The 15,100-nt window shown below is 72.2% G+C and carries 16 protein-coding genes; 8 read left to right on the top strand and 8 right to left on the bottom strand.

The window, feature by feature from the left end; genetic code table 11:
- The first annotated feature begins 27 nt into the window (after positions 1–27).
- The 3 genes from HHX33_RS28130 to HHX33_RS35200 all read left to right on the top strand — a co-directional run bounded on the left by HHX33_RS28130 (position 28) and on the right by HHX33_RS35200 (position 2,933).
- Positions 28–1,785, top strand: a complete 1,758-nt coding sequence (locus HHX33_RS28130) for an NAD+ synthase (RefSeq protein WP_182877224.1) — start codon at positions 28–30, stop codon at positions 1,783–1,785.
- Positions 1,786–1,941: 156 nt separating this feature from the next.
- On the top strand, positions 1,942–2,271 hold the full coding sequence (locus HHX33_RS35205) for a glycerophosphodiester phosphodiesterase family protein (RefSeq protein WP_220502287.1): 330 nt from the start codon (positions 1,942–1,944) through the stop codon (positions 2,269–2,271).
- Positions 2,232–2,933, top strand: a complete 702-nt coding sequence (locus HHX33_RS35200) for a glycerophosphodiester phosphodiesterase family protein (RefSeq protein ID WP_220502286.1) — start codon at positions 2,232–2,234, stop codon at positions 2,931–2,933. Before HHX33_RS35205 ends, HHX33_RS35200 begins: the two co-directional genes overlap by 40 nt.
- Here the strand turns inward: HHX33_RS35200 and HHX33_RS28120 are convergent.
- The 3 genes from HHX33_RS28120 to HHX33_RS28110 form a co-directional block, all read right to left on the bottom strand.
- Complete coding sequence (locus HHX33_RS28120; RefSeq protein ID WP_117408544.1) at positions 2,839–3,456, bottom strand: TetR/AcrR family transcriptional regulator; 618 nt, start codon at positions 3,454–3,456, stop codon at positions 2,839–2,841. The genes HHX33_RS35200 and HHX33_RS28120 overlap by 95 nt on opposite strands.
- Before the next feature lie 7 nt (positions 3,457–3,463).
- Positions 3,464–5,026: an MFS transporter gene (locus HHX33_RS28115; protein WP_259402931.1), complete on the bottom strand. Its 1,563-nt coding sequence runs from the start codon at positions 5,024–5,026 to the stop codon at positions 3,464–3,466.
- 142 nt (positions 5,027–5,168) lie between these two features.
- A complete protein-coding gene (locus HHX33_RS28110) occupies positions 5,169–6,494 on the bottom strand; it encodes an MFS transporter (RefSeq protein ID WP_182877223.1) in 1,326 nt (441 codons plus the stop codon).
- Positions 6,495–6,700: 206 nt separating this feature from the next.
- Between HHX33_RS28110 and panB the strand changes: the two genes are divergently transcribed.
- The gene (gene panB / locus HHX33_RS28105) at positions 6,701–7,528 is read left to right on the top strand and encodes a 3-methyl-2-oxobutanoate hydroxymethyltransferase (protein WP_396699252.1); all 828 of its coding nucleotides are present in this window, start codon (positions 6,701–6,703) and stop codon (positions 7,526–7,528) included.
- 51 nt (positions 7,529–7,579) lie between these two features.
- On the opposite strand, the gene HHX33_RS28100 is transcribed toward panB, so the two are convergent.
- Positions 7,580–8,758, bottom strand: coding sequence for a trans-sulfuration enzyme family protein (locus HHX33_RS28100; protein WP_182877222.1), 1,179 nt, complete (start codon positions 8,756–8,758; stop codon positions 7,580–7,582).
- 113 nt (positions 8,759–8,871) lie between these two features.
- Here HHX33_RS28100 and HHX33_RS28095 point away from each other — a divergent pair, with 113 nt between their 5' ends.
- On the top strand, positions 8,872–9,552 hold the full coding sequence (locus HHX33_RS28095; RefSeq protein WP_182877221.1) for an alpha/beta hydrolase: 681 nt from the start codon (positions 8,872–8,874) through the stop codon (positions 9,550–9,552).
- A gap of 26 nt (positions 9,553–9,578) precedes the next feature.
- Here HHX33_RS28095 and HHX33_RS28090 read toward each other — a convergent pair whose 3' ends face one another.
- From HHX33_RS28090 to HHX33_RS28080, 3 genes are all read right to left on the bottom strand, one after another.
- Complete coding sequence (locus tag HHX33_RS28090) at positions 9,579–10,874, bottom strand: esterase-like activity of phytase family protein (protein ID WP_220502285.1); 1,296 nt, start codon at positions 10,872–10,874, stop codon at positions 9,579–9,581.
- Positions 10,875–10,960: 86 nt separating this feature from the next.
- Positions 10,961–11,629, bottom strand: coding sequence for an NADPH-dependent F420 reductase (npdG, locus tag HHX33_RS28085; protein WP_138461274.1), 669 nt, complete (start codon positions 11,627–11,629; stop codon positions 10,961–10,963).
- A 71-nt stretch (positions 11,630–11,700) separates the two neighbouring features.
- Positions 11,701–12,849 (bottom strand): lipase family protein, encoded by a 1,149-nt coding sequence (locus HHX33_RS28080; RefSeq protein WP_182877220.1) that lies wholly within the window; start codon positions 12,847–12,849, stop codon positions 11,701–11,703.
- Between the two features lie 131 nt (positions 12,850–12,980).
- Between HHX33_RS28080 and HHX33_RS28075 the strand changes: the two genes are divergently transcribed.
- Both HHX33_RS28075 and HHX33_RS28070 read left to right on the top strand, forming a co-directional pair.
- Complete coding sequence (locus tag HHX33_RS28075) at positions 12,981–13,562, top strand: hypothetical protein (RefSeq protein WP_182877219.1); 582 nt, start codon at positions 12,981–12,983, stop codon at positions 13,560–13,562.
- A gap of 55 nt (positions 13,563–13,617) precedes the next feature.
- Positions 13,618–13,992 carry a CBU_0592 family membrane protein gene (locus HHX33_RS28070; RefSeq protein ID WP_182877218.1) on the top strand — a complete coding sequence of 125 codons (375 nt, stop codon included), beginning with the start codon at positions 13,618–13,620 and terminating at the stop codon, positions 13,990–13,992.
- Between the two features lie 19 nt (positions 13,993–14,011).
- Here HHX33_RS28070 and HHX33_RS28065 read toward each other — a convergent pair whose 3' ends face one another.
- Positions 14,012–14,188 carry a hypothetical protein gene (locus HHX33_RS28065; RefSeq protein WP_244302012.1) on the bottom strand — a complete coding sequence of 59 codons (177 nt, stop codon included), beginning with the start codon at positions 14,186–14,188 and terminating at the stop codon, positions 14,012–14,014.
- A 43-nt stretch (positions 14,189–14,231) separates the two neighbouring features.
- Here HHX33_RS28065 and map point away from each other — a divergent pair, with 43 nt between their 5' ends.
- Positions 14,232–15,080 carry a type I methionyl aminopeptidase gene (gene map, locus HHX33_RS28060; protein ID WP_117410383.1) on the top strand — a complete coding sequence of 283 codons (849 nt, stop codon included), beginning with the start codon at positions 14,232–14,234 and terminating at the stop codon, positions 15,078–15,080.
- Positions 15,081–15,100 lie beyond the last annotated feature (20 nt).

Below are 15,100 nucleotides of genomic sequence, written 5' to 3'. Positions count from 1 at the left end.
AAAAACCGGACACCTTAGGGTGGGGGCGTGGCTCAACTGCGTATCGCTCTCGCCCAGACCAATCCCGTCGTCGGAAACATCGCCGGCAACGCGGAGACCCTCGTCGAGTGGACCCGCCGGGCCGCCGGGCGCGGCGCGCACCTCGTCGTCTTCCCCGAGATGTTCCTGACCGGCTACCCGGCCGAGGACCTGGTGCTCCGCTCCTCGTTCGCCGAGGCGTCGATCGCGACGCTGTCCGAGGTGGCGGCGCGGCTCGCCGACGAAGGGCTCGGAGACCTCCCCGTCGTAGTGGGATACCTCGACCGCGCCGACCTCGCTCCCCGCGTCGGGCAGCCGAAGGGCGCCCCGCTCGACGCCGCCGCCGTGCTGCACCGGGGCCGGGTCGTGGCGAAGTCGGCCAAGCACCACCTGCCCAACTACGGGGTGTTCGACGAGTACCGCTACTTCGTCCGCGGCGACCGGCTGCCGATCTTCCGGCTGCACGGCGTGGACGTCGCGGTGGCCCTGTGCGAGGACCTGTGGCAGGAGGGCGGGCCGGTCTCGGTGGTCGCCGAGGCGGGCGCCGGGCTGCTCGTCGTGCCCAACGGCTCGCCGTACGAGACCAACAAGGACGACGTGCGGCTGGAACTGTGCGCGCGGCGGGCCCGCGAGGCGGGCTGCGCCCTCGCGTACGTGAACATGGTCGGCGGCCAGGACGAGCTGGTCTTCGACGGCGACTCCCTCGTCGTGGACGCCTCCGGCGCGCTCGTCGCCCGCGCGTCCCAGTTCCGCGAGGAGCTGTTCGTCACCGACCTGGAGCTCCCGGAGGCCGCGGTCGAGCTCGGCGAGCCGAGCCATGACTCCTACGACGCCCACGACGGGACGGTCATCACGGTCGAGCGGGTGCTGCTGTCGGCCGACCCGGTAGAGCCGTACGAGCCCGAGCCCCCGGTCGTCGCCGAGCGGCTGGACGACCTCGCGGAGATCTACCACGCGCTGGTGACCGGAGTGCGCGACTACGTGCGGAAGAACGGCTTCAAGTCCGTCATCCTCGGCCTCTCCGGCGGCATCGACTCGGCCCTGACCGCCACGATCGCGGCCGACGCCATCGGGCCCGAGCGGGTCCACACGGTGCTGATGCCGTCGCGGTACTCCTCGGACCACTCGATCACCGACGCCGAGGAGCTGGTGCGCCGCCAGGGGGTGAACGCGCAGGTCGTGCCGATCGCCGACATCGTCTCGGCGTTCGAGAAGGAGATCGCTCTGACCGGCCTTGCCGCGGAGAACCTGCAGGCCCGGGTGCGCGGCATGCTGCTGATGAGCCTGTCGAACGAGCACGGCCACCTCGTGCTGACCACCGGCAACAAGAGCGAGCTCGCCACCGGCTACTCCACCCTGTACGGCGACTCGGCGGGCGGCTACGCGCCGATCAAGGACGTGCTGAAGAGCGTCGTCTGGAAGCTCGCGGAGTGGCGCAACGCCCAGCCGGGGGTGCCGCCGATCCCGGAGAACTCCATCACCAAGGAGCCGAGCGCGGAGCTGCGGCCCGACCAGCGCGACACCGACTCGCTGCCGCAGTACGAGGTGCTCGACAGCCTGCTGCGCGACTACGTGGAGCGGGACATGGGGCGGGACGAACTGATCGCGGCCGGGCACGATCCCGAGCTGGTGACCAAGGTGATCCGCATGGTGGACCTGGCCGAGTACAAGCGCCGCCAGTACCCGCCGGGGCCGAAGATCACGCCCAAGAACTTCGGCCGCGACCGCCGCCTGCCCATCACCAACCGCTGGCGCGAGCGCCTCTAGTCACCCGCCGCGCGCCTCGCGGGTCCGCGGCGGCAGGCCGGCATGCACGCGTTCCGTGAACGTTCAGCCGTCCATCACGCCAGGATCACGCACCAGGCCGGCTCCCGGAATAGCGTCGCGCCGTCACCGTGAACCGTCCGGAGCCGAGGTCTCTTCATGTTCGTACGTCATGTCCTGGCGACCCTGACCGTGCTGCCCGCGCTCATCGCGTTCGCGCCCGATGCCGCTTCCGCGTCAACGACCGGCGATCCCGGTGTCGCGCTGCCGCAGAAGACCCATTTCGACCTGCAGGCCCACCGGGGTGGCATCGGCATGACGACCGAGGAGTCACTGGAGGGCTTCGCCAAGGCGATGCGCCTTGGAGTCAGCACGCTGGAGCTGGACACCCACGTCACCAGGGACGAGAAGGTCGTCGTCAACCACGACCGGCAGATCAGCGCCCAGAAGTGCCGCGACACCGGGCCGATCACGCCGGGCGCGCGCTGAAGGAGATGCACCGGCTCGCGCCCGCCTGGCCGCTTGTGGCGCTGACGAACTACGACTTCCTCCAGGTCGGCAAGCCCGGGGCCTCCCCCTGGCTCGGCGGCCTCGACGCCGACGACTTCGGTGGCGACTTCGTCAGGGCCGCCGCCACCATCCCCGGTGTCGCCGCACTGTCGCCCGTCTACGGCTTCCCCCAGGACGGAAAGATCAGCGACCCGGCGTTCCGCTTCTACGTGACCGAGGACATGGTGTCGGAGGCGCATGCCCTCGGCCTGAAGGTCGTCCCCTGGACCTGCGACGACCCGGCCACCATCGAGGCCCTGATGGATATGGGCATCGACGGCGTCATCACGAACTACCCGAACCGCGTGCGGCAGATCATGGCCGACCGCGGCATGCGGCTGCCGAAGGCGTACGAGCCGCGGCGGCCTCCGGGGGCGATGGTCCTCCCGGCGATGCCGGACAGGGTGTCGTCGCCGCCGATGTCGGACGGAGGCGGCCGAATGGTGCCCGGCCGCCGTTCCGCGCGGCCGGCCGCGCGGGGGTTCACTCAGCGGGTCGTCCGGCGGATCACTCGGCGGGGCGGGGGCGGAAGCCCTTCAGCGCCTCGTCGACGATCCGCTCGGGCAGGTCGGCCGGGGAGTGCCCGTCGGACCACTTCGTGAGCCACACCATGGCGCCGCTGAGGAGCGCCAGCGCCATGTCGACGTCGAGGTCGGCCCGCAGCTCACCGGTGTCCATGCCACGGCGCAGGACGGCCGCCACCACCGCTCTGCGCGGCTCCACGGCCAGCTCGCGGAACCGCTCCGCCAGCCGGGGATGCCGCTCGGAGTCGCTCATGGCGATGTTCATGATGCAGCGGGTGCGGAGGTGGCGGGTCTCCTCCTGGATCACCCGGAGGTAGGTCACCAGGTCGTCCCGGACCGTCCCGCCCTGGGGCAGCGGGATCGGCGGCTTGAGCGTCGCCAGGGCGTCCACCACGAGGTCTTCCTTGTTGGACCACCTGCGGTAGATCGTGGTCTTCCCGACACCGGCGCGGCTCGCGATCGACTCGATGGACAGCTCCGACACGCCGATGCCCTCGCCGAGCAGGTCGAGGGTGGCCTCGATGATCGACCGTTCCGCCTTCTCGCTGCGCGGGCGGCCCGCCGGGCGGGCCGCCCCCTCAGCCGTCTGCTGCGTATTCATGGCCTGTTCAGACTACCGCCGCTTCCTTTTCGGTCCCGGCCTTGTCGGCCGCGACGTCGACCCGGGTCTTACCCGGCATCCAGCGGGCCACCACGAGGGTGCCGAGGAGGGCGACGAGGGCCGAGCCGAGAGCCGCCCAGTGGATGCCGGTGACGAACGCGGCGTTGGCCGTGTCGAGCAGGCCCGCGCCCCGCACGCCCAGGTGTCCGGCGACCCCCGCCGCGCCCGAGATGGACTCGGTGACGACGTGCCGGAGCTCTTCCGGCAGCGCGGTGACCTTGTCCTGCATGTCGTTGCGGTAGCTCGCGGACAGGACCGCGCCCAGGATGGCGATGCCGAGCGTGCCGCCGACCTGCCGGACGACGTTGCTCATCGAGGAGCCCACACCGGCCTTCTCCCGCGGCAGCGCGTTCATGATGGCCGTGGTCGCCGGGGGCATGATGTTGGCCATCGCCACGCCCTGGACGAACATGATGACGAGCAGCAGCCAGACCGGGGTGTCCACCTGCACGAAGGCGTAGGCGGCGAGGGCGAGCGTGATGACCAGCATCGCGACCGTCCCGACGGCCCGCGCGCCGTACCTCTGGACCATGCGCGCGCTCTGCGGCGCGAAGATCAGCTGGGCCGCGGCGAACGGGAGCACGAGCGCGCCGGACTGCAGCGGGGAGTATCCGCGCACGATCTGCCAGTAGAAGGCCAGGAAGAACATGACGCCCATGGCCGAGAAGAACACGAGGCCGACGCTCGCGATCGCGGTGGAGAACCCCGCGTTGCGGAAGTTCCGCACATCGAACGCCGGGTGCTCGATGCGGCTCTCGTACCACACGAACGCGGCGAGGATCGCGAGCCCCAGCAGCGACGGCGCGATGACCGAGACGTCCGCGACGGTGCCGAGGTCGCTGATCCGGACGATGCCGTAGACGAGGCTGATCAGACCGGCGATGGACAGCAGCACGCCGACCGGGTCGAGGCTGTTCTTGCTCGGGTCCCTGGAGTCGGGGACGAGCGCGGCGATCAGCACGAGGCCGAGGATGACGATCGGCACGTTGACGAGGAAGACCGAGCCCCACCAGAAGTGCTCCAGCAGCACGCCCCCGGTGATCGGGCCGATCGCGACGGCGATGCCGACGCCGCCCGCCCAGATCCCGATCGCCTTGCCCCGCTCGTGGATCGGGAAGACGTTCGAGATGACCGCCAGCGTGGCCGGCATGATGGCCGCGCCCCCGAGGCCCATCAGCGCCCTCGCCGCGATGAGCTGCATCGGGTCCTGGGCGTACGCGCTGGCCAGGGAGGCCAGGCCGAACAGGACCATGCCGACGAGGAGCATGCGCTTACGCCCGTAGCGGTCGCCCAGGACCCCGAAGGTGAACAACAGGCCGGCGAACACCAGCGTGTAGGAGTTCATCGCCCATTCGAGCTCGCTCTGGGTCGCGCCCAGGCCGTGGACGGGATCGGCGATCGTCTTGATCGCCACGTTGAGGATGGTGTTGTCGAGGACGACGGCCAGCAGGCTGAACACCATCACGCCGAGGATCTGCCATCGGCGTGGATGACCGGTATGCGCTTCCAAGGAATCCCCCATGACTGCGGTACGCATGATTTCGATACGATTGAGTTTCGCAACGCTAGCGTAGCGCTAGGCGGTTCCGATACGCAACGGCACCGTTTCGTAATCGCCCGATGCCTCCGTACCAAGCACCCGGGGGCGGGTTCTATTCCCCGTCGGACGCGCGCAGGGAGGCGGCGGCCTCCGCCCCCGCGACGGCGCCGCCGGCGCCGGGGACCTCCAGGGCGGCTCCCGCTTCCGGAACCGCCGCCTCCGGAACGGCCGCGCCCGGAACCGTCGCGCCCGGAACCGTCGCGCCGGTGGCGGAGACCGGCGCCCTGCGCCAGACCAGCACGGCGATCACGGCCGGCACGAGACCGGCCACTCCGGACGCGGCGAACGCCCAGGCGGGGCCGTAGGCGTCGAGGATCCCGCCGGCGATCGGCCCGGCCAGGGCCCCGCCGATCGTCAGCGAGGTGCCGTGCAGGCCCATCGCCTCTCCCCTGGCCGCCGCCGGGACGCGCCGGTTGACCGCGTCCACCGTGGACGACAGCGCCGGGGCGCACAGCAGCCCGGACGGCAGCAGCGCCAGGCACAGCCACCACCAGCCGCCGCCGACCAGGCCGACGGGCACGGTCAGCGCGCACAGGCCGCCCGCGAGCAGCACGGGCGACAGCCCTCGCGGCAGCCCGCCGTACACGAAGCCGCCGACCAGCGAGTAGGCGCACCACAGCGCGACGACCAGCCCGGTCCAGGCGGTCGCGTCACCGGCCTTCAGCATCGCGACGACGGCCAGCTCGGTCGTCGTGAGCACGAAGGTGAGCCCCGTCACCATCCCGAACAGGGCGAACAACGCGGGCCGCAGCCACTGCCGCCGGGGGACGGCCTCCTCGTGCCCCGCGGCCTCCTCTGCGGATCGTGTGGGCGGGTCGAGCAGGTAGAACGCCACTCCCGCGCCGACGAGGCCGGCCGCCACGCCGTACATCGTCGCGGTGCTGCCGAACGCCGTCACGCACGTGACCGCGAGAGCCGGCCCGACCATGTACGACAGCTCCACGCCCATAGAGTCGAGGGCGAAGCCGGTCTGGTGGTTCTCCTTGGGCACCATCGCGGCGATGCACTGCCGCACCGCCCCGAAGACGGGCTGGCTGAACAGCCCGCCGACGAGCGCGCCCGGCAGCAGCACGGCGTACGGCATCGCCGGCGCGGCGCACCACAGGCACAGCTGCACCACCGTCGTGACCGCCATCACGGGGCGCAGCCCGCGCCGGTCGACGAACCTTCCGACGAGCGGCGAGCCGATCGCGGCGCCCGCCATGGACGCCGCGCCGATGAGGCCGGCCTGGAGGAAACCCAGCTTCTGGTGGTTCACCACGTGCAGGGTGAGGGTCATTCCGGTGCCGGTCAGGGGGATTCTCGCGATCATGCCGACCAGCAGCAGTGCCCGCACGCCCGGCAGGGCGAGCACCCGCCGGTAACGATCAAAAGCCATTGTGGTTGCTTACCTCCGCAGGCATTGTGCCTGGTGGGTCCGACAAATTCGCCGCCGGGGCCCCAGGCGCCCCACTGGTCGCACCCCTGGATTACGCCGCCGATCCGGGGTGTTCCATGCCATGTCGACATGCAATGATCGGACTGTCCGGGGACGCCACAGGGGCGCCACGAGGCCAGGAGGTAGCCATGTCCTCTGTTTCCGCTGTGTCCACTTCCGCCTTGTACGGCGGCGCCGCGGGTCGCAGGGTCACCGTCCGCGACATCGCGGCCGCCAAGGAGCGGCACGAGAAGTGGCCGATGGTCACGGCGTACGACGCCATGACGGCGAGGGTGTTCGACGAGGCCGGGATCCCGGTGCTGCTCGTCGGCGACTCCGCCGCGATGGTCGTGTACGGCTACGACTCGACGCTGCCGGTCACCGTCGACGACCTGATCCCCCTCACTGCGGCCGTGGTGCGCGGCTCCTCACGCGCGATGGTCGTGGCCGACCTTCCGTTCGGCTCCTACCAGGCCTCGCCGCAGCAGGCGCTGGAGACCGCCGCCCGCTTCATGAAGGAGGCCGGCGCCCACGCCGTCAAGCTGGAGGGCGGCCACCGCGTGCTCCCGCAGGTGGAGATGCTCGTGTCGGCCGGCATCCCGGTCATGGCCCACCTCGGCCTGACCCCGCAGTCGGTCAACGCCTTCGGCGGCTATCGCGTGCAGGGCCGCGGCCAGGCGGGTGACGAGCTGATGGCCGACGCCAAGGCGCTGGAGCACGCGGGCGCCTTCGCCGTCGTGCTGGAGTGCGTGCCGAGCGACCTCGCCGCGCGGGTCACCACCTCGCTGAGCATTCCCACGGTCGGCATCGGCGCCGGGCCCTGCACGGACGCGCAGGTGCTCGTCTGGCAGGACCTGATGGGCCTCACCCCCCAGCCGGCCAAGTTCGTGAAGAAGTACTTCGACCTCGCGGGCGAGATGGACCGCGCCGTACGCGCCTACGCCGACGAGGTCGTCTCCGGCGTGTTCCCCACGCCGGAGCACAGCTACCGGTAATCCCCCGCGAGCCGCCTCACGGGGCGCCTCGCGAGCCGTTTCACGAGCCGGTCAGACGGCGTCGAGCGCCTGGGCGAAGTCGGCCCACAGGTCCTCCGGGTGCTCGATGCCGACGGCCACCCGCACCGTACCCTCGCCGATGCCGGCCGCGGCCAGTCCCGCGGCGTCCACGGTGCGGTGCGAGGTGGTGGCCGGGTGGAGGATCAGCGTCTCGACGCCGCCGAGCGACGGCGCGAGCAGCGCGAGCCGTACGTTCCGCATGAACGCCTCGCCGGCGGCGCGTCCTCCGGCGAGGTCGAAGGAGAACACCCCGCCGAAGTCGGGCAGGAGCTTGGCCGCGAGGTCGTACGACGGATGCGACGGCAGGCCCGGCCAGTGGACCGCGGCCACGGCCGGGTGGCCGGCGAGCCGCGTCGCGAGCACGCGGGCGTTGGCGCAGTGCCGCTCCATGCGCAGCGGCAACGTCTGGATCCCCCGTAGGGTGAGCCACGCGGCGAACGGGTCGGCCGTCGCGCCGAGTTCCACGGCGTACGACCACACCCCGCGGTGCAGGTCGTGGTCGGCGAAGACGGCGATCCCGCCGAGGACGTCGGTGTGCCCGGACAGGTACTTCGTAACGGAGTGCACGACGACGTCCGCGCCGTGCTCGATGGGCCGGCACAGGATCGGCGAGGCGAAGGTGTTGTCGACGACGGTCAGGATCCCGGCCTCGCGCGCCGCCGCGCACATGCCCGGCAGGTCGGCCACCTGCGTCATCGGGTTGGCGATGGTCTCCAGGTACAGCAGCCGCGTCGTCGGCCGTACGGCGGCGCGCACGGCGGCGGGGTCGTCCTGCGGCACGTGGGTCACCTCCACGCCGAAGCGCCGCGCGAGGTCGGCCAGCGCCTGGGCGGTGGCCCCGTAGAGCGCCGACTGGGCGATCACGTGGTCGCCCGACTTCAGCAGGCCGAGCAGCACGGCGTTGATGGCGCCCATGCCGGAGCCGGTGGCCACGGCGGCGACGCCGCCCTCCAGACCGGCCACCGCCTCCTCCAGGGCCCGCACGGTGGGGTTGGAGAGCCTGCCGTAGACGTACGCCCCGTCGGGCCGCCCCATGCCGTCGGCGAAGACGGCCGGGTCGTCGAAGACGAACCCCGAGGTCTGGTAGATCGGCATGGAGATCGGAGTGCTGCCCTCGGGCACGGGCCGGGGCAGGTGGACGACACGCGTTTCCGGATGCAGGGAGCTCATGTCGTCCAGAATGACCCACAAAAGCCACTCTTGTCAGTTTGGCCCGCTGACGACCGGTTAAGCGGCGAGCGGAGTCCGATCCCGTCGCCGCCGCCCTCGGCGAGGATGAGGGAATGGACATCAGCTTCCTCCTGGTGCACAGCCCCTCCGTCGGTCCCTCGACCTGGGCACCGGTCGCCGAGGCCCTCCGGGCGCGGGGCCACCTCGCGGTCGTGCCGCCGCTGACGGACGTGACGGCCGGCCCGCCGCCGTACTGGCCGGGCCTGGTGCGGCAGGTGACGGCGAGCGCGCCGCGCGGGCCGCTGGCGGTCGTGGCGCACAGCAACGCCGGGCTGTTCGTGCCGCTGATCGCCCAGGCGCTCGCCGGGCAGGTCGCCGCGTGCCTGTTCGTGGACGCCGCCCTGCCGCCGCGCGACGGCACGTGCCGTGCGGCGGAGCCGGAGCACCTCGGCTTCCTGCGCTCCCTCGCCGACGACGCGGGCGTCCTGCCGCAGTGGACCGACTGGTGGCCCGAGGAGGACGTCGCCGCCCTCCTGCCCGACCCCGTGACGCGCCAGGTGGTCGTGGCCGAGCAGCCGCGCCTGCCGCTCGCGTACTACCAGGAGGAGATCCCCGTGCCCGCCCGCTGGGACCACGTCAGGAGTGGTTACCTGTGGTTCGGGGACGCATACGCCGCCCTGGCCGGGGAGGCCGGCGAGCGCGGCTGGCCGGTCGCGCGCATCCCCGGCGAGCACCTGCACCAGCTCGTCGCCCCCGAGGCGGTGGCCGACTGGCTCGTCGCCACCGCCGTTTGACGGGCGGGCGCCTCCAGCGGGCGCCCTCAGCGGGCGCCGAGCGCGCGAGGGAGCCGGATGACGACGAGGCGGTTCGGCACGCCGCTGTCCACCAGCCTGCCGTCGGGGCCGAAGTCGCCGAGGCCGAAGTCGTTGTCGTTGGCCAGGGCGATCGTGTGGGGGTCGAGCACGGCCAGCCCCTCGATCTTGCCGGGCAGCGACGGCACCAGCGCGTTCGGCTCCAGCACGAGCGACTTGGCGGGCAGCCTGAGATCGGGCGCGCCCGCCCCCTCCTCCAGCGACGGGCTGGTCTTCGGGTCGTCGTAGGGCCCGCCGAGCAGGTTCGCGGCCCTGGCCAGGTCGATCGAGTACACCCGCGCCACGTTGTCGGTGCGCTCGTCCACGAGCAGGCGGCCCCGGCCGGCGTACGCCAGGCCGGAGATCTTCATCTCGCTCTGGTCGCCGTTCACCTTCGGGTCGAAGGTCGTGACGTCCTCGAACCGGTACGGATACTCCCCGGTCACCTTTCGGTGGCGCAGGTCGAAGGTGAGGATGCGCCCGATCCGCGACTTCTTGGCGGCCTTCTTGTCGGGGTTGGCCAGCGGGCTCTGCACGGCCAGGTAGAGCGTGCGCTCGTCGGACGAGATCGCGAGACCCTCGAAGCCGCGGTTCTGCTGCCGGCTCGCCAGGATCGCGGGCAGCGTCTCCTTCACCGGATAGTCCGCGCCGGTCAGTCCGAGCCCCGCCGGAACGTGGCGCTCCAGCACCCGGCCGTCGCGCGACACCCGCACCAGCGACGGGCCGTACTCGTCGACCAGCCAGAAGTCGCCGTCCCGGGTGCGCACCAGGTCCTCGACGTCCAGGCCGCTCGGGTTGTACGGCAGGGCCGTGCGGCCGTCCCAGGTGTACGGCGTCTCGTCGTGCCCCGCCTGGTTCGACAGGCCGGTCACGGGCCTGCCCGAGGCGCCGACGATCGGGATGTACTGCTTGATCGTGGCCGTGCCGCGCGCGAGGGCGACCCGGACGATCGCCGGCGTGAACTCGGGCACCGGGAAGGTGCGGCGCTTCTCTCCGTCCACGGTCGGCTGGCCGTTCGGCCCGCGGTCCGTGACGAGCCAGAACTCACCGGCCCGGCCGGCCGGGAACAGGCCGCTGCCGGCCCCGCCGAACCGCACGCCGTGGTCGTCCGCGATGGACGGCTGCACCCGCTTCAGCGCGGGAGCGGGCAGCGTGACGTCGGTGACGACCACGGGGCCCCTGGCCGGGGTGGCGGCGACCGTACCGGTGGCGGTGAGGGTGAGCGCGGCGGCGACGGCCAGACCGGCGAAGAGGTGACGTGGCACTGGAGACCTTTCAGACAGCGATGACAGCGCCCGAAGGTAGTGAACGACGACGTCTCCGCCGTGAAGATCAGATGACGCCCGGATGGCTATACGTCGGTGACCCGGATGCCGGCGTGGGCCTTGTACCTGCGGTTGACCGAGATGAGATTCGCGGTCAGCGCCTCGATCTGGTGGGCGTTCCGCAGCCGTCCCGCGTAGACCCCGCGTGCGCCGGGGATGCGGGCGGCGAGCGCCCGCACGACGTCGGTGGCCTCCCGGTCGTCGCCGAGCACGAGGACGTCGAGGTCGATCTCCTCCACCGAGGGGTCGAGCAGCAGCACCGCCGACACGTGGTGGAACGCCGCGACCACGCGGCTGCCGGTCAGCACGGCCGCCGCCTGCTGGGCCGCGCTCCCCTCCTCCACGGGCAGCGCGTACGCCCCCTGCTTGTCGAAGCCGAGCGGGTTCACGCAGTCGACCACGATCTTGCCGGTGAGCGGCTCGCGCAGCGACTCCAGCAGGGCCCGGTGCCCCTCCCAGGGCACCGCGACGATCACGACGTCGGCCTCGGCCGCCACGTCGGCGTTCGCGGCCCCCCGCACGCCGATCTCCCGGGCCGCCTCCCCCGCGCGCTCGGCGCTGCGCGAGCCGATCAGCACGGTGTGACCGGCGAGGGAGAACCGGCGGGCCAGCCCCTTGCCCTGGTCTCCGGTGCCGCCCAGGATGCCGATGGTCAGCCCGGACACGTCGGGAACATCTGTGGTCTGCTCTGCCATGAGTCAGATCATGCCAGCATGCCGGTGCCGGGAACCGCCCGGGCGGAGCGCGTCCGGGGACGTGGACCTGCTCAGCAGTCGCCGATGGCGGGCAGCCCGGCCACCCGGGTCGCCAGCCAGGCCACCGCCAGCGGGGCGCCCTCCACCGCGCCGAGCACGTGACTGCCGGCCGGCAGGCCGGTCCACAGGACGTTCGCCCCACGCGCGCAGTACTCCCGCCGCAGCGTCCGGCCCAGCTCGTACGGGATGATCTCGTCGCCCTTCGCGTGGTACAGGAACAGCGGCGCCTTCGGCGCGGACGCGCCGAGGCGGTTCTCGGCGAGGCGGGCCCGCCACTCGGGCAGGTCCAGCACGTCGGTCGTGGTCAGCTCCGACAGGCGCCGTCCGCCGAGCTTCGCCCGCAGGTCGCCCACGCAGTCGTCCCGCGCGTCGCCGAACAGCGCGGCGCCCTCGGGGGTGAGACGACTCTCCAGGCGCAGCTCCGGGTAGGCGGCGTCCAGCCCGAGGCCCGCCGCGGCGGCCAGCCCGAAGTCTCCCGTGCCGTCCAGGTGATCGGCCACCGCCCGCAGGTCGGCCGGGACCCCGCCCGCGGCGACTCCCCTGAGCCGCAGTTCGGGCGCGTACGACGGCTGGAGCTGGGCCGCCCACGCCGCCGACGAGCCGCCCTGCGAGTAGCCCATCACCACGACCGGCGCGGCGGCGGACAGGTTCGCGTCCGGCACCCGGACCGCGGCCCTGATCACGTCGAGCACGGCGTGCCCCTGGGAGAGGCCCGCCATGAACGTGTGGTCGCCCGGCGTGCCGAGGCCCTCGTAGTCGGTCACCGCGACGGCCCAGCCCTTGAGCAGCATCAGGCTCATGATCGCGAGCTCGGCCTCGGTGCCGCCCGCCATCGCGGCGGACGGGGCGCACCGGTCGCCCAGGCCGTGCGTCCCGACGGCGTAGCCCACGACGGGCCGCCGGCCCAGCGGATAGGGGGCGGCCGGCACGAGGAGGGTGCCCGAGACGACGTTCGGCTCACCCGTCGCGGAGGTGGATCGGTACCGGAGGTGCCACGCCTTCACCGGCACCTCCAGCAGCCTGCCCGGGGCGAGGTAGACGGTGGTCGCGCGGGCCTCGACGACGTCCCCGGCGGAGGTCGCGCGAGCGGTGCCGCCCAGCGCGGGCAGCAGGAGGAAGACCCCGATCATCGACACGAGGGCGCGCACGCGCAGGTTCATCGAGCCGCCTTCCGGTGGGGTGTGCACAGGACGATCTCAGCGCCGTGGGCTGATCGTCATCCTCCGGTAACGGTGTGTCAAGAACCGGATCGGCGGGACTTCACTCGTGTCTGTCAGGCACCATGACGGTCATGGACGCCGCATCGGTGAATCTGCTGCGGGAGGTGCTCGCCTCCACCGGCTGGCTGGAACGCACTCGTGAGCTCGGCCTCGCCCTCCGGGCCACCAGGTCGCCCGGAGGGCTCCTGGTCGTCGGCACCCCCGATGACGAGCCGTGGCACGTCACCGCCCATCTCGCCGACGAGGCCCGGCTGTCGGGCCTCGCCCAGCTCTCCCCCACGCTCGTCCGCTGGGCGCCGCCGCCCGGCGCTCCCCCTCATCTGCGCGTCGGGATGGACCGGCTGCGGAGCGCGGGGCGGGGCGAGACGCTCTTCGTGGTCGCCGAGGAGCGGGCGCCCGTGCCGCTGCTGGAGCGCGTGGACGACGCCCGCCGCACCGGCGCCACGATCCTCGCCGTCGACGGAGGAGACCCGGAGCTGGAGTCGCTCGCCCACGACGCGATCGCCGTGCCGCCCGAGGGGGGCGTGCTCAGCTTCGACGCCGCCCAGCATCTCGTGAGCAGCGCGGCCGGTGAGGTACGCCGGAGGGCCGGCCTGCGGGAACGCCTGGCCCTGCTGGCCGACCGCATCACCGGCCCGCGCGTGAGCGACTGACGCGAGCGGCGGGATCATTGGGCATGAGCACTTCTCCGGACGGAGGGCAGTCCTGATGTCCACCTTCATCACGATCATCGGCACGGTGGGGGCCGTCGTCCTGCTGGCCGCGTACGCCATGGTGTCGTCGGGCCGGATGTCCGGGGACGGGCTGCCCTACCAGCTCCTCAACCTGGGCGGGGCGGCGGCGCTGATGGTCAACAGCGCCTACCACTCGGCCTGGCCCTCGGCGATCCTCAACCTGGTGTGGAGTGGGATCGGCGTGTGGACGCTCGGCCGGCTCGTGGCCCGCCGCGCGGCGCGGCGCCGGGCGGCCGGGTCCGCGGGCGCCGCGCCCCCGGCCGCCGCGGTTCAGACAGGTGAGGTCCAGGCAGGCGGGGTGCAGGCAGGTGCGGTCCACGTCCAGGCCGCCGACACCCCGGCCGGCTGAACCCGCGTACGTCAGGGGGTCACTCGTCCCACTCCTTGTCCTGTTCCTTCCACTTCTTGTTGCGCTCGGCCGCCGTCTGCAGGGCGTGGGAGGCGGCGTCCTGGGAGTCGTAGGGCCCGAGCCGGTCCTTGTTGGGGCAGCCCTTCTCGGGCTCGACGGTCATGTGCTTCAGGCAGAACCACCATTGATCGCTCACGGCACTAATCGTGCCCAGCGGAAGCGCAACTAGACTTGGCGGCATGTCCACGCTGCTGCGCCCCGGGCGTATCTCGCCCACCCGCAAGGTCCCCGCCCACATCCCCCGCCCCGAGTACGTGGGCAGGGCCGAGCCGAGGAAGGGCGACAGCGACGTCCAGACCCCCGAGACCATCGAGAAGATGCGGATCGCGGGCCGGATCGCCGCGCAGGCCCTGGAGGAGGTCGGCAGGCACGTCGCTCCCGGCGTGACGACCGACGAGCTCGACCGCATCGGCCACGAGTTCCTCTGCGACCACGACGCGTACCCCTCGACGCTCGGCTACCGCGGCTACCCGAAGTCGCTGTGCACGTCGATCAACGAGGTGATCTGCCACGGGATCCCCGACGACACCGTCCTGCGCGACGGCGACATCGTCAACGTGGACATCACGGCCTTCATCGGCGGGGTGCACGGCGACACCGACGCCACCTTCCTCGTCGGGGAGGTCGACGAGGAGTCGCGCCTGCTGGTCGAGCGGACCCGCGAGGCGACGATGCGCGCGATCAAGGCGGTCGCGCCGGGCCGGCAGCTCAACATCGTCGGCCGGGTCATCGAGGCGTACGCCAAGCGCTTCGGCTACGGGGTCGTCCGCGACTTCACCGGCCACGGCATCGCGGCGTCGTTCCACTCGGGGCTCATCGTCCCCCACTACGAGGACACGTCGCTGTCGGTGACGCTGGTGCCCGGAATGACGTTCACGATCGAGCCGATGCTCACACTGGGCACGATCGACTACGAGATCTGGCCCGACCGCTGGACCGCCGTCACCAAGGACCGCAAGCGCACCGCGCAGTTCGAGCACACGATCGTGGTGACGGAGACCGGCCACGAGATCCTGACCCTGCCCTGAGGCCCGCCCCGCGTGCGGGC

Origin of the sequence: Microbispora sp. H10670 (genome assembly GCF_014161385.1) — a bacterium.
In the GTDB taxonomy this organism is placed as follows: domain Bacteria; phylum Actinomycetota; class Actinomycetes; order Streptosporangiales; family Streptosporangiaceae; genus Microbispora; species Microbispora triticiradicis.
This window is presented reverse-complemented; position numbering and strand designations above follow the sequence as displayed.

Coding starts and splice junctions, on each gene's coding strand:
- HHX33_RS28075 (WP_182877219.1), top strand. CDS start 12,981: ATGGACGCCGCATCGGTGAATCTGCTGCGGGAGGTGCTCGCCTCCACC.
- HHX33_RS28110 (WP_182877223.1), bottom strand. CDS start 6,494: ATGGCTTTTGATCGTTACCGGCGGGTGCTCGCCCTGCCGGGCGTGCGG.
- HHX33_RS28095 (WP_182877221.1), top strand. CDS start 8,872: ATGGACATCAGCTTCCTCCTGGTGCACAGCCCCTCCGTCGGTCCCTCG.
- HHX33_RS28080 (WP_182877220.1), bottom strand. CDS start 12,849: ATGAACCTGCGCGTGCGCGCCCTCGTGTCGATGATCGGGGTCTTCCTC.
- HHX33_RS28120 (WP_117408544.1), bottom strand. CDS start 3,456: ATGAATACGCAGCAGACGGCTGAGGGGGCGGCCCGCCCGGCGGGCCGC.
- HHX33_RS35205 (WP_220502287.1), top strand. CDS start 1,942: ATGTTCGTACGTCATGTCCTGGCGACCCTGACCGTGCTGCCCGCGCTC.
- HHX33_RS28100 (WP_182877222.1), bottom strand. CDS start 8,758: ATGAGCTCCCTGCATCCGGAAACGCGTGTCGTCCACCTGCCCCGGCCC.
- map (WP_117410383.1), top strand. CDS start 14,232: ATGTCCACGCTGCTGCGCCCCGGGCGTATCTCGCCCACCCGCAAGGTC.
- npdG (WP_138461274.1), bottom strand. CDS start 11,629: ATGGCAGAGCAGACCACAGATGTTCCCGACGTGTCCGGGCTGACCATC.
- HHX33_RS28070 (WP_182877218.1), top strand. CDS start 13,618: ATGTCCACCTTCATCACGATCATCGGCACGGTGGGGGCCGTCGTCCTG.